We start from the raw sequence: 12,676 nt of genomic DNA on the forward strand, positions 1-12,676 counted from the left end.
CGCCGTCCCTGGCGTCCTCTGGTACGCGACATGCCGTGCCATCGCGTGGGTTGTCAGCGGATTCCGCGAACCCGCGTAGATGAGGCGCCTGGGGGTTTCCCTGCTGCTCGGGCTGCTGATTGCGTGCGGGCCGCATCCTATCACCCTAGCGCTGGTCTTGATCGGCTGCGGCTGGCAGGTAACCCGGCGCGCTCCCCCTGCCCGATATCTGAGATGGCAGTGACAGCCCTGTAGCCTGGGGAGCGTAATCGCCAGCAGTCCCAAGGCGCTCGGCCAAGCGAGGCGCAATCGGCGTCGGTGGGCCGGCATAGTAGAGTCCGCGAGCCTGCCGCCCCGCCTGCATATTGGCGATGGCGCCGACGCCCTTCCCGCCGGCAAGGCCCAATGTGGCGCCGCCCCAACCGCCGAGGGTTGCGCCGATCGTCGTCATGATGGCTTCCACCGCACGACGCGCCATTTCGCGCATCTGACCCGCGTTGCGATTGCCCGAGTTTGAGACGTTGGTGGAGCCCTGTGGCGGGATAGTCTGCCGAAGGGCCGTGGCGAGCTTTCGCATCTGGCCCAGTTCCTCGGGAGAGAAGAGACGTTCCGCCAAGGTCTTCCCCTCGCCCGAGACGAAATTGTAGATGCGCTGGCTCATCTTCTGAGCGCCCATCTCGATCGACCCTTCCGGCACGTTGGCGATGCGCTGCCAGACTCCTTGACGGACGGCAGCCCATTCCGGGCCGTCCTTTCCGATCAAGTCCCCGATGGCATCGACCAGTTTGATATTGCTGCTCGATGCCTTGTTGCCGAAGCCGAAGATGGAGGACGCCATGTCCTCGGGCGACAAGCGACGCTCCGAGATATCCATGAGGAGCTTGACGGGAGCCTGGGCCGCCGGGTTGTCGGGCTGGGCCTTCGCTCGGGCCGCGAACATGCGCAGCGCGTTTGAATAACGCTGCATGGCGCCAAGCTCTTCGCTGCTGAAGAGCTTCCCGGCGAACGTTCGCCCGCGCTCGCCAGTGAACTCCGCAACCCGTTCCGCCACCTTGCCCGCGCCCTTCGGATCAGCGGCGTCAAAGCCGCCAGTCAGCTTTTGCCACGTCGCGCCCCGAATAGCCGTGAACTCGGGCGAATCCTTCCCGAGCACGCTGGCGAGCCGATCAACGAGCCGAGAGCTCAATCCGGTATCTCCGACGCGGGCCGAGCCTACGAGGAAATTCGCCACCTCCTCATCCGTGGCGCCGCGCTCGATGATCCGCTGCACAGCCCGGCCCGCGTCATCACCTGCACCATTCGGGCGGAAAGCTCGCATCCAATTCGAATAGGCGCCGCGAGCCTGCTTGATCGCGGCCAGCGCGGTTTCGTCGCCAGAGAACAGGGAGCTTGCGAAGCCGCGCTCTAGCTGGTCGTCAAAGCCTTCGATGATGCCGCGCATTGCTCGCGCATCGGCGGCATTGGCCTTGGCGTCCTTGTACCCCGCGATGAGGATTTTCCGGGCTTGCTCAATGCCTCGCAGATTGACGCCGGCAATCTCCTGCCCAGGAGCGGGGTTGCCGATGCGCCCAAGGTTGAGGCTGGCAATTCGGTCCAGCTCGTTCAGCGTCTTCGCCGCAATGGGCGTTGTTGCTCGATCGGGGATGATCGGTTCAGCCCGATTGAGAAGCCCTTCCTGAATGCGCTTCGAAATCGGCGCCGCAAACTCGTTCGCAGGCGAGCCAAGCACCGTGAGGCCGTTCTGTCCGGGCTTTGCCATGCCGGTGAAGAACTCCGGCGCAATCTCGCCTTGCTTGGAAAAGGCGTCGCGATAAGCCTCATTGTATTTGAGCTTGCCGCGCGCAGCGGCGGAGCGCGTGGCCTCCGCGACGAAGCCGCCGGCATCGACCGGCGAAACGTCCATCGGATTGAAGCGTCCCGCCATCCGGTCGGAAGCTTCGTTCACGGTATTGGTGAGGCTGTTTTGCTTGGCCTCCCACGTCGACCGCGCGCGGCTCGCAAAGCTGTCGACGGCCTCCCCCACGATGCCGCCAGCATCGCCCGGCCGAGCGATATCCACTTGCCCGCGCCCCGCCGTTGCGCCGATCTGGTCGCGAGCCTCCAGCACCTTACCGCGCTGGGCTTCAATGGCTTCCTGCGCGACCCGCTGCGCTCGATCGCCATAGGCGCCGCCCGCCATCGCGTTCTCGCGACCCATCATCGCCGGGTCTGCCGTGCGCTGGCCCCGCGTCAGAGGAATCCCAAGCTCGTCCGCAGCTTGGGCACCCGGAAGTGCTTGAGCCGGGTTGCGTCCGAGACGGCTTGCGACGCCACCAAGGGCAGCGCCCAAGGCACCACCAACAAGCGCGCCGCCTGTGCCACCCTGCGCGGCTGCAAGGGCCTTGTCAGCAATGCCACCGTCATTCTCGATCGCGCCAGTAAGGGCGCCATAGGCACCGCCGGTCGCTGCGGCGTTGATTGCGGTCGCACCCCGGACACCTTCCTTCACGGCGTTGACGCCAGGGAGCAGCGCCGCAGTGGCGCCGAATCCCCCAACCTGTCCAATGAACCGGGAACCCGGATTTAGCGCGGCATCTGCCGCATCCATCGCTCGTTCGCGAGCGAGATTGTCCGCATAGCGTTCGCTGAAGTTCTCGCCCCTGCCAGCGCCGAAGGCTGCATCGCCGGCCGCCGCGAGCTTGTCCATGCCAGGAACCCAAGAGGCGACGCCACGCATATAGGCGTCCACTCGGCCGAGCGGGCTGGCCTTGTCCTGCTGGAGGCGCGTGCGAACGGCATCGGCCAGATATTCGCCGTCACGCGCCTGAATGTCGTCAGCCTCACGCTGGGCGCGAGTGGCGAAGCGCTGAGGCGCACTTCCGCTGCCCGCGCCCGCCGCGAATGGATCATGATCGACGGGCGTGAATGTCAGCTCGGGCGCACTCCGCTGATTAGGACGGACATTGACGACCAGCGGCCCCGATCCGCTATCGACGGAAGGGGGCGGAGCGCTAGCGAAGGGATCGAAATCGACGGGCGTAAGGCGCGGCTGTGCCATCAGTTCACCCTCAAGAATTTGCCCGGTCGGTTCGGATCAGCGACGTACCAGTTGCCATCCGGCGCCTGCTTCGCGCCCTGCATCGGGGCCGAACCCTGTTGCGGCTGCTGCTGCGGCGAAGGCTGGCCGCCGCCCTGGCCCCGCTTCTCCGGGCTCTTGTAGAAGTCGCCACCGCGAAGCTCTGAAGCGCGCTGCTGGTTGAAGGCCAGACGGCGTTCCGCCATCTGGATAGCGCGGTCGTAAATCTGCTGGCGGACGTTCTCGGGCTGGCTAACGCTGCCTTGAATATCGAGCAGGATTTTGCGCTCGCCTTCAGTGGGCGCGGCGCCGAAGATGCTTTTGAGCTGAGCGAGTGCTTGCGACGTGACGAGGTTGTCGAGGTTGGCCGTTGCCTCGCCCTGCTGCGGACTGGCGACGAACCTGTCGGGCACCATCCAATCCGGGAGGTTGTTTGCGAGAGCTGCCTTCTGGCCTGCCCCCCAACCGCTCAGCGCCTGCGGCGAAAGCTTCTTGGCATCGCGCAGCGCCTGAATAGCAGTCTGCGCAGACTGCACCGCCTCATCGGCCTCAAGGATGGCTTTCTTGTCGGTCGCGGTTAGCGGCCCCATGTCCTCGCGCGGCATTTTGCCGGTGAGGATGAAGCCCTGATAGCCGGGGTCGCCGGTCTTGAGGCCGGCGCGAGCAGCGGCGCGCTGGCGACCCGCCGTCTCGTCCTCGGCCGTGCTCTTCTTCGCCTTTTCCTTTTCGGCGGCGTACTCGGCCGGGTTCGTGGCCGTGGTCCATCCCATGCCGCGAGCGTACATGAATTCCTTGACGGGCTCAGGCATCTTGCGCTGCTCCAACGTCTCGCGGAGCATCATCTGCCCGACCTCGCGAGCGTTCGCCGGAAGGGTCGGGGCTGCAAGCAGCGAGTAGATCTTGCCGAGGTCGCCCTTGGTTCTTTCGGCTGCTGCCGTAGCGGCATACTCCCTAGCCTCCTCCTTGGTGGTCGGTTTCGGCATGTCCTTGACGAGAACCGGGCCGGTGGGCTCTGCTGCGGCAGCAGTCGCAGCAGAGCCGGCAGCGGCGGGAGCCGAAGACCAATCACCACCCGATGGCGCCGGAACGGCCAATCCGCCGGGCTGCTGCTGGCGCTGACCTCGGAAGTTGTCGAGGAAATTCATCACCCCGGCGCCAGAAGGTAGACCGCGCCGAGCCTCCTCGCTCGCAAGCTGCCCGACCCGCACGCCTGCATCCGGGCTGTTCGGATCGACATCAGCATATCGAGCCACGGCGGGAGAAGGCAGTTGACCGATGGCAGGAACAGCGCCGCGCGCCGGAAGATCGGCTTCATTCAGGTCATAGGGCCGAGGCGGCGGCATAACCTGAGCCGTGCGACCCTGCGGCGCGGCTCCTACCGAGCGCTGGACGCTAGGCTGCACTTGCCAAAGGGCCGAGCCCATCCACGGCTGGCCCAACCCCTCGCTCTGAAAGGCCGGGCTGAGCGGCGGCGCATCCATTCCATTCGTGATCTGCGCGAACGCGCGTCCAGACATCGTGCTACCGCTGGGCGGGATAGCAAAGCCATCTTGCCCGGTTTCCATCGAAGCAGTAGTGCCGCCCTGCGCCGGGAGATCAGCTTCCGCAGAACGCGTCCCGCCGTGACGGCTGAAATAATCGAACAGGCTCGTTCCGTTGGCGTCGGTCGGATTATACCCGCCCTGTGTCTCAACGAATTTCTTCATGCCGTTGACGCCGCCGAGATGGGCAACAGCGATCAGGCCTTCCTCCGTGATCGGGACACCTCGGATGCGCTGGCCGATAAGCTGGTCAAAACCGTTGGCCTTGATGTTCGACCTGATATCGTTGACGTGCCAAGCCTCGGCCCGCTGTTGAAGCTCGGGCGAGTTCATGAACTGCTGCGGAGTGGTCCCCTGCGGGATTGCACCAGCGTTCGCGGCTTCCTGAATACGGGCAACGCCGAACTGACCACGTCCGAAATGGCCGCGAGCTCCACCGGCTCCTACCTCGTTGTTCTGGGCCTGCCAGTTGCCGCCGCTCTCGTTGCCGATGAGCGAGGGCGAGAGCGCGCTGGAGGTCGAGCCGGTCGAGGAAGGAGCGGTTCCCAACCCCACGTTAGGCTGGCCGCCGAAATACTCCCCGAACGCCGCGCCCAGGTTTTTCGTTGCCTCGGCGCCGAGCCTCTTTTGGGTCCGGGACTCGTCCAGCTTCAGGAACTCCATAGCCACATCGGGCTTGCCGAGTTCGAAGAACTTGCCGGCGGCCTGCTTGGGATCGACCGTGCCATTCGCGACACCGCGCCCCAGCTCGCCCAAGGCCTGCTGCTGCCGGGCCTCCTTGAACTGCGTAGGCAATGCGCCAAGGGCGTCGCCCAGCTTTGCGGACGCAGTGTTCTCCGCGCTGTAGTTGGTCTTCATGTTCGGGATGCGAAGGGGGGTCGGGGTGAAAGGCATTAGGCTTGCCCCTTGCATTCGAGGACGTGGCGGTAGTTCGTGTAATGGTCAGAAAGGTCGCTCCATGCGCCGAGAATGTCGCCGTGGACCCGTTCGAAGGTCGCGGCGTCGCGTGGCGCATACTGCAGGAGAACCAGCATTTGCTCGGTCATCTGCCGAAGCTTCTCCGCAGCTAGAGCTGCACCAATCGCGTGCTGCTCAATTGGGAGGATTGGCGCGGGCTGCTCCGATGAGGAGGCTTCAGCCTGGGGAAAAAGCTCATGGACGTTCTCGCTCATGACGCAGCCTGCATCTGGCCGGACTTGAGCGCGGCGAGCTGAGCACGGATCAGAGCGCGGATGGTCGTGGAGATGGTCGTGTCACGGCGGGCGGCTTCTTCCTCAACAGCAGCCCGAAGCTCGGGTTCTACGAGAATGCCGACATACGCCGAACGCTTGGGACGTGGATGCATGATGAGCCTCCATTGCTGGCGCTCAATATGCCTCTAAACCGGTCTTTATTCAACGAAATCAAATACTTATTCGCTCGCCTTCGCTGCCATCCGCCGGCCTTCGCAGGCGCTCGCGAGAGAGAGGGGCCGAGCGAACTTTTTGGACCAGCGAGGCCGTCTCGATGGCCTTTCTGATGGCTCTCCTTCCAGTCTGATGGGAGAAAGTGCTGATCCAACAGCAACTTGTGGCGATGATGAGAGGCCTTCCCACGGCCCCGCATTCATTCGGACGTGACCAATTTGACGCCGGGCTGATGCTGCTATCCGTCGCGCAACGCGGCGGGCCTCTTCCGCAACATCATTCGGAATGGCCGAGTAATCGAAGCCGGCAACCTCCGTTGCGGCCTGTGCGGCAGGCATCGTCATATCGAACAAATCCCCGTCCATCCCGTCCTCATCTTTAAGGCCGATCGATACAGACACAGTCCTTGCCGTCAGAGGACGTGAAAGAGATTCCGCCAGCGGCAAAGGCCTCTCTCAGCTTTTCGAGGTTCGCGCCCGAGCTGCGGAGCGGCCCGAACTGCGGATTCTCCATCCTCTGGATTGTCGGCAGCGAAAGCCCCGATCGGCTCGCCAATTCCGCCTGCGACCAGCCCGCAAGCTCACGCCCAGCCTTTACCATTGCAGCCGTTTTCATGTCTAAAACATAATTCCTTATGTTTGTCGCTTGACGAATTAACCATCGTCCGTTATGTCTAGCACATCACGAAGCAAGTGAAAAACATCACCACTTACGGAATGCAGACAATTTGAGGCGAAGGTTAATGAATCTCGCGACCCTCATCAACGACCGTCCCGTTTTCCACAAGGCCGCTGTGATGGCCTGGGTTCATCGTGAGGGCCGGTTTGCCTTCCGTATGTGCCGCACCCTTGCCGATCGGCGGCAGCGGCTTACGCTCATGGTCGAGCTGTTCGCGAAGCTCTCACCGGCCGGGCAGGACAGCACCCTCGTCAGACTCGAAGCCGAACTCCGGGAGCAGGTGGCGGACGATGCGGCTGCCGAAGTCGCGTGCCTTCGGGGGACGGGCTGATGAGCCGCGATCAAATCGCTTGGGCCGCTCGTCAGGAAGCTGCGCAACCTTCGCCGCCGATAACAGAAGGAGGTTTCCGATGACCACTCGTCTCATCAACCTGAAAGAGGTCAGCCACAAAACTTCGGTCGGCAAATCCTGGATCTATGCCGAGATGAGGGAAGGGCGCTTCCCAAAGCCGATCAAGCTTGCCGAACGCTGCGTGCGCTGGCTCGAGCGCGAGGTGGACGATTGGATAGATGCACGGTCTGCTGAGCGCCAAGCAAACAACCCGCGACCCAACCGCCCAATCTGAATTAGCCCGCCACGCCTTCACATTGCTGGAGATTCCAATGCTCAACGCAACCGTTCGGGCAGCCGCCACCGGCTTGCCTGCTGCCATCTTCGACCGTCGCCGCATGCTCCTCGGGCTCGCTGCGGCCTCCACTGCCGCCGCTGCCCCAGTTGCTGTTGCTGCCAGCGCGCCGGTCGAAAACGCGGACCTGCTTCATTTGGGGGCTGAGACAAGCGCCTTGGCGACTGCCTACCGCGAGGCCGAGGCGGCGCGGGCAGCCATCGTCGCGGAATGGGGTCCGAAATGGCCTTCGGTCCCGGAGCAAATCCGCACCCGCATAGAGAACGCGGAAGTCGCCTACGACCTCGAAGGCCTGTGGCCGGACGAGTTCGTGAAGTACCACACCGCGGACCAGCTCAGGCAACGGGCTGCGGATTACCGCATTCCCCGCCAGTTCAGGAAAGGCACCAGCGCGGGTTTCATCGCCAAGAATGCGACGTGGATGGAGAAGCGCGCCCAGGAGATGGAGGCCAACGCAGCCCTGTCCGAAATGTATTGCGCTGAGCGGGACCGCGTCCGGGAAGCCTCCGGCATCATGGCGGCAAGGGCGAAAGAACGCGACGCTCGCCTAACCTTCGTCAGCCACGTCGCCAGCGTCATGGAGATCGAGCCGAACACCATGGCCGGGGTCATTGTGCAGTCTGAGGCGCTGGAGGCTTTCAGCGCGGTCCCGCCTCTCCAGCGCAGCGGCGATTTCTCGCTCAAGGCGCTCAAAGACCTCCCTGCCTGGGGCGAGCGCTTGGCCGCCTCAATCCTGCGCATCGCGTCGAACGCCGCGTAGCGCGCCGCCCTGCATCACCACCGGAGATCAATCCATGGAACGCCGCAGTCTTTTGAAAACAGCCCTCGCATCGGCCACCTTGCCGGGCTGCTTCCTCTCGCCCGCCGCCGCAGCCATCTGCAAGGCGGCACCCTACGTGCCCCAGTCCGATCCTTTGGCGACTGTCATTGCCGAATATTTCCACCAGTCCGCCATCTTCAACGCGCGCGCCGACGAAGAGGACTGGGGCGAGCTGCTAGCCGCAACATACGGACCTGCACGAGACCGAATGCAGAGCCCGCCCGAGCCGACGAGCTTGGCCGGAGTAGCTGCCGCCATCCGATTTGCTCGGGATGACCCGGACTCCGGCGCCGTTCGGCCTGTGATGGATGCGTGCCTGCGCTATCTCGACCGGGAGAGCCAGTCATGAGCCCGATCCGCATCAACCACCACCGAAGCAAAGGCAAGCCCATCCGCCGCACCTACGGCGTCAAGCCCGTCAGCCTCCCCACGTTCTCGTTTTATGGCCATCTGCCGGTTGTTTTTGTCGACGGCGAATTGGTCGTTGGGCGGCGGGTCATTCCGCTGGAGCCGCGCCGATGAGCCTGATCGATCTGCGGCCGACCGCCGAGCTGTTCGGCCTGCTCGGCGTACTGGACCATGATGACGGCCCATTCGGAGACGGCATCGCCCTGTCCGAAGCCGAGCGTCAGGAGGTCCGCGCCATTCTGCTCGATGTCGCCCAGCGCCTCACCGACCACGCCCTGTCGATCGACAGCATGCGCCGCCGGCTGGGGGCCATCGTGGAATCGCTAATCGGGGTGGCCGACGCGCTGGACGGAGACCCCGACCTTGAAGACGGAGCCGATCAGGAAGCCGCCTGCGAGGACGAGGGAGCGCAGTGCGAGGACGAGGGAAGTCCAGACGACAACGGCATGGCGGATGCCGATGGCGCTGCCGAGCAAGGCTTTCCCCACTGCGGCGGGTTCTCCGCGAGGTCGATTTCCTGAAGCTTTGCGAAATCACCAACGCGCTCCGCGATGTGGAAGCCAGCATCGGGCAGCCACACATGCTGGCCACTCGCATTCAATCGCGAGCAGGCCGTCGGCTCGCGATTGAGATTAAACTTGATGTCGCCACACTGCTCGCCTAATGGACGCTGGTCGACCTGAGTGTCCGGCCTGCTCCCCGCTCCCCGCGAGCCCTGAGCTTTCCCGAGTGTTCATAGTTGGATCGCCGCGTCTCAAGCGGCGTCGCGCCGATTGTTTGTCGATCGGTGATTTTCTTTGTCTCCTGGGGCAAAGCCCCCGCAATCGGAACTAAATGCAACAGCAACCTCAATCTAAACTCCCCGCCCACCGTCAGCCCACCCGGGCAAAGTCCGCGCGGGGCATTTCCATCGCCAATCAGCGGTCAACCTCGAACCATGCAGGCGCTCTCGCAGATTGGATGCCCGAGCCATCTGGCCTTTCGCGCGAAGAGCTTCGCCGGATCGTCGAGGAAGTCCTAGGATAAAGCCGAGCAGCTCAGCCTGTGCTGCATATGCCCCACGGCGCCATCTACAGCCGCTTGCTATCTGATCAAAACGGGCGCCTTATGGAAACAGCGCTGCCTTTGCGCGCTTCCTCCCGCCCGAGCATTCGGCCGGCAATCATAATCGAGAACATCATGGAACCCGGCCACGGCAGGTTGATCCTGCGTGACGGTACGGACCTTCCCGTGGGTTATTGCATCCTGCAATCGCAAGCAGCTGATGGCTGCCGGGGCATCCTTATCGGCAATATCCGCTCAATCGATGCGAAGGCTTTTCTTACACCCATCAAACTTTCCTTGGGCGAACAACCTGTGTTCGCTGCGCATGTGATCAGTCACTCCGAGCGCCACGTCAGATTTGTCAGCATTTTGGACTGGCTCGGTCGGCGAACTAAAGCGCGGTTTGGAACCAATAAACGACCGATGGCAGCAATCCAATAAACCACCTCACGGCGGTCTGAATGAAGATTGCCTGAGGCCCTACTCCAATAACGAGGCATCCAATGCTCAACGGAATTGGCTCAATCACACTCCGAAGCGGCCGAGTGCTTCCGGTCCACTATCAGTTCGGTGCCCATGAAGACCATCACTGGGTTGGGTATCTAATAGTCGAAACCGCGCATACGGACCCCAGCGAATTCTCCTTCAAGGTTCTCTTGCATTGCGACGAGGGACGGGCTGTCGAACTCGCGGTCACTAACTGGACAGACAGATATATGTCCGTCGTCGGGCGGCTGTTGCCCGCTCTCGACAGGGCAGCGTGATCCGTCCTGCACAAATCGGCCCTTACAACCCAACCCTCGAGAGAAGCAGACTCATGCAGTTTGACGTCAACGGGACAAGGCGGTCTTTGCTTTGCCGAAGCTTTCATCAAGACGGCGAAACGGTCGCAGTCGAGATTTATCAGCTCGCTTGGTCAGACGGGTGGACCCTTGAGCTTATTCACGCCGATGGCGGCGGAACCATATGGCTCGCTGAGTTTGCAACTGAACAAGAGGCTTTTGCCGAGTTCACTGCACAGATTGCCAGGACAGGCTTGCCAACCCTGCTTTCGGGAGCGCCTCTTCGGTTTCCTAGCGTCCATTAACGGCATCGGCCCCGCCGAGTCTCCTGTAAACGACTAAGCTCGCTCTCGGCTCCAGAGGGCATTCGAACACATGAGCTAGATATGTCGCATAATTTCAAAGTCGGAGACCGCGTCAGTCTCTCATTCGGCTTTCACGACCAGAGCGCCAGCGGCACGTATGCGGTAACCCGGCTGCTGCCGACGCGCATGAATGGGGAACCTCAATATCGCGTGAAGGGTGGGGATGACCGCGAGCGCGTCATCGGTGAAGGTCAAATCGTAATGCCTGCAAGGCCAAGTCATGCGGCCGACGCGAAAGTGCCCTCAACCCGATCACGAACCCGCTCGACGAACTGACCACTAGGAAGTGACTTGCGCACGGCTTCGCACGCCCTGCCCCAGGGCACAGGTTGATCTTGCTGGTCCACCCGCCCGGTCGTTACCGTGACATAACAAATTGAAATAGAAACGGTCTGCGGCCATCTCAAATCTGCGCAAAATAATAAAACTTGCATTCCGCTGCGATCGGGATTAAGTTTATTTCATCGAGATTGCTTGGACGGCCGTTGTTATTTTCGCGCTTTGGCGCGGTTCTGATAAACTCCCCCTTTCGAAATCGTTCTGAACTCGCCGAACATTCTGTCGGCGGGCGACAGGTCTTGCCAAGAAGGAGGGTTTTTCATGACCACCGGCACAGTAAAATGGTTCAATTCCACCAAGGGTTTCGGCTTCATCCAGCCGGATGACGGTAGCCAGGATGTGTTCGTACACATCTCCGCCGTCGAGCGCGCCGGAATGCGGGACCTCCAGGAGGGTCAAAAGATCGGATACGAGGTCGCTCGCGATAATCGTTCCGGCAAGATGGCCGCTGAACAGCTCCAGGCTGCGTGATTTTGGCAATCGTCGCCGTCGACCACGGATGTACTGGCGACGGCGATAACTGCCATTTGAAAGGCCGGGCATTAGCTCGGCCTTTTTGCTTTCAGTTCCACCACGAATGGAGACCAGAATGTTCGAACCTTCAAAGCAGCGCCTCACCGCCGACAATCAGTTCTTGAAGCTTCAGACAAAAGCGCTGTCGCACGCGAGAATCTTGTCGGAAACCGAGCGGCTGTCGCAGCAACGGGCAGACAATATGTCCAGATTGCGGGGGCTCCGCTTGGCTAAGGAAGCTTCGGATAGGCAGGCTGCATTGGGCGCGCAAGCGAGCATGAAGGCCCGTCGTCGACCCGGCTTCAAATAATCGGACTGTCTTGCCGGATGGCCGCGCCGTCGGGGTGAAAGCGGTCCACCATCGCGACGACGATCCGACGACCATCGAGCCGTTCAAGGATGATCTGTTCTAGGTCATTAGTTCCCGGAACTATTCGATGCGCCGACCATTCTTCGCCCAAGGACATGCGGAGGATGCAGCTATGTCGAAGCCCAAGGATGACACCGTCGGCCAGCCGCGCCGCGGCGCTGACAGCAGGCCGCGGCCAGGCTCGGGAACGCCTGAAGCCAAACCGGCGGATAGCTCAGCCGGAAAGGCGCCACCAACCGAAGAGGGCGACCGTAAGCCTTCGGCTTCGTGGAGCCCGATCGATCCTGGCCGGCCGCTCGAAAAGAAATGAGCTTCTCCGGCGGATAAGGCACTCGTCTGCTATGTTTATTCGCGAATTGAGGGCTGCTCCTCATCGCCGGAACCTTCGCTGACGCAGCGCGTCCTGAGTGCGCGAGCTTAGCGACGCCGAAAGCCTCCGATGATCAAGCCAAGCCCATTTGCCATTCTTGGAGACCCGGAGGAAATTGCACGAGCAGAGAAGGCGACGGAAATCGCCTGGAGCTATGTCGAAGCCGGCGTTCCGTCCGCGGATAAGGAGCGGCAACGCATGCGGTTGGTTTACGTGGTCGTGTCGCTCGCGATTGAGCGAGTGGACGAGCCGGCCGACCTTGCACATCGAGCAATCCATCGCTTTCAGGAACGTCAGCGTCGCCGCTGAGATCAAAGCTG

Annotated in this window: 15 protein-coding genes; 10 read left to right on the forward strand and 5 right to left on the reverse strand. The window is 62.3% G+C overall.

From position 1 onward, the window contains the following. Positions 1–145 precede the first annotated feature (145 nt). From J0I42_RS18185 to J0I42_RS18205, 5 genes are all read right to left on the reverse strand, one after another. Positions 146–3,016 carry a hypothetical protein gene (locus tag J0I42_RS18185; protein WP_291656822.1) on the reverse strand — a complete coding sequence of 957 codons (2,871 nt, stop codon included), beginning with the start codon at positions 3,014–3,016 and terminating at the stop codon, positions 146–148. Then, positions 3,016–5,433 carry a hypothetical protein gene (locus J0I42_RS18190; protein WP_291656824.1) on the reverse strand — a complete coding sequence of 806 codons (2,418 nt, stop codon included), beginning with the start codon at positions 5,431–5,433 and terminating at the stop codon, positions 3,016–3,018. Before J0I42_RS18190 ends, J0I42_RS18185 begins: the two co-directional genes overlap by 1 nt. A gap of 35 nt (positions 5,434–5,468) precedes the next feature. Further along, positions 5,469–5,747 carry a hypothetical protein gene (locus tag J0I42_RS18195; protein ID WP_291656826.1) on the reverse strand — a complete coding sequence of 93 codons (279 nt, stop codon included), beginning with the start codon at positions 5,745–5,747 and terminating at the stop codon, positions 5,469–5,471. Next, complete coding sequence (locus tag J0I42_RS18200) at positions 5,744–5,920, reverse strand: hypothetical protein (protein ID WP_291656828.1); 177 nt, start codon at positions 5,918–5,920, stop codon at positions 5,744–5,746. The genes J0I42_RS18195 and J0I42_RS18200 overlap by 4 nt, the downstream gene beginning before the upstream one ends. A 439-nt stretch (positions 5,921–6,359) precedes the next feature. Continuing rightward, positions 6,360–6,596 carry a helix-turn-helix domain-containing protein gene (locus tag J0I42_RS18205; RefSeq protein WP_366509845.1) on the reverse strand — a complete coding sequence of 79 codons (237 nt, stop codon included), beginning with the start codon at positions 6,594–6,596 and terminating at the stop codon, positions 6,360–6,362. Between the two features lie 127 nt (positions 6,597–6,723). Here J0I42_RS18205 and J0I42_RS18210 point away from each other — a divergent pair, with 127 nt between their 5' ends. The 10 genes from J0I42_RS18210 (at position 6,724) to J0I42_RS18255 (ending at position 12,665) form a co-directional block, all read left to right on the forward strand. Continuing rightward, entirely contained in the window at positions 6,724–6,990 is a 267-nt protein-coding gene (locus J0I42_RS18210; protein WP_291656830.1) for a hypothetical protein, read from the forward strand. Between the two features lie 79 nt (positions 6,991–7,069). Continuing rightward, positions 7,070–7,285, forward strand: a complete 216-nt coding sequence (locus J0I42_RS18215; protein WP_291656831.1) for a helix-turn-helix transcriptional regulator — start codon at positions 7,070–7,072, stop codon at positions 7,283–7,285. A gap of 37 nt (positions 7,286–7,322) precedes the next feature. Beyond that, on the forward strand, positions 7,323–8,105 hold the full coding sequence (locus tag J0I42_RS18220; protein WP_291656833.1) for a hypothetical protein: 783 nt from the start codon (positions 7,323–7,325) through the stop codon (positions 8,103–8,105). Positions 8,106–8,139: 34 nt separating this feature from the next. Beyond that, on the forward strand, positions 8,140–8,514 hold the full coding sequence (locus J0I42_RS18225) for a hypothetical protein (protein WP_291656835.1): 375 nt from the start codon (positions 8,140–8,142) through the stop codon (positions 8,512–8,514). Beyond that, entirely contained in the window at positions 8,511–8,687 is a 177-nt protein-coding gene (locus J0I42_RS18230) for a hypothetical protein (RefSeq protein ID WP_291656837.1), read from the forward strand. Before J0I42_RS18225 ends, J0I42_RS18230 begins: the two co-directional genes overlap by 4 nt. Further along, positions 8,684–9,094: a hypothetical protein gene (locus J0I42_RS18235; protein WP_291656839.1), complete on the forward strand. Its 411-nt coding sequence runs from the start codon at positions 8,684–8,686 to the stop codon at positions 9,092–9,094. The genes J0I42_RS18230 and J0I42_RS18235 overlap by 4 nt, the downstream gene beginning before the upstream one ends. A 523-nt stretch (positions 9,095–9,617) precedes the next feature. Beyond that, entirely contained in the window at positions 9,618–10,058 is a 441-nt protein-coding gene (locus J0I42_RS18240) for a hypothetical protein (RefSeq protein ID WP_291656843.1), read from the forward strand. Between the two features lie 1,306 nt (positions 10,059–11,364). Further along, a complete protein-coding gene (locus tag J0I42_RS18245; protein ID WP_291656845.1) occupies positions 11,365–11,574 on the forward strand; it encodes a cold-shock protein in 210 nt (69 codons plus the stop codon). A gap of 118 nt (positions 11,575–11,692) precedes the next feature. Then, the gene (locus tag J0I42_RS18250) at positions 11,693–11,926 is read left to right on the forward strand and encodes a hypothetical protein (protein WP_291656847.1); all 234 of its coding nucleotides are present in this window, start codon (positions 11,693–11,695) and stop codon (positions 11,924–11,926) included. A gap of 499 nt (positions 11,927–12,425) precedes the next feature. Then, the gene (locus J0I42_RS18255) at positions 12,426–12,665 is read left to right on the forward strand and encodes a hypothetical protein (RefSeq protein WP_291656850.1); all 240 of its coding nucleotides are present in this window, start codon (positions 12,426–12,428) and stop codon (positions 12,663–12,665) included. Positions 12,666–12,676 lie beyond the last annotated feature (11 nt).

Origin of the sequence: Allobosea sp. (assembly GCF_017308015.1) — a bacterium.
Lineage (GTDB): Bacteria > Pseudomonadota > Alphaproteobacteria > Rhizobiales > Beijerinckiaceae > Allobosea.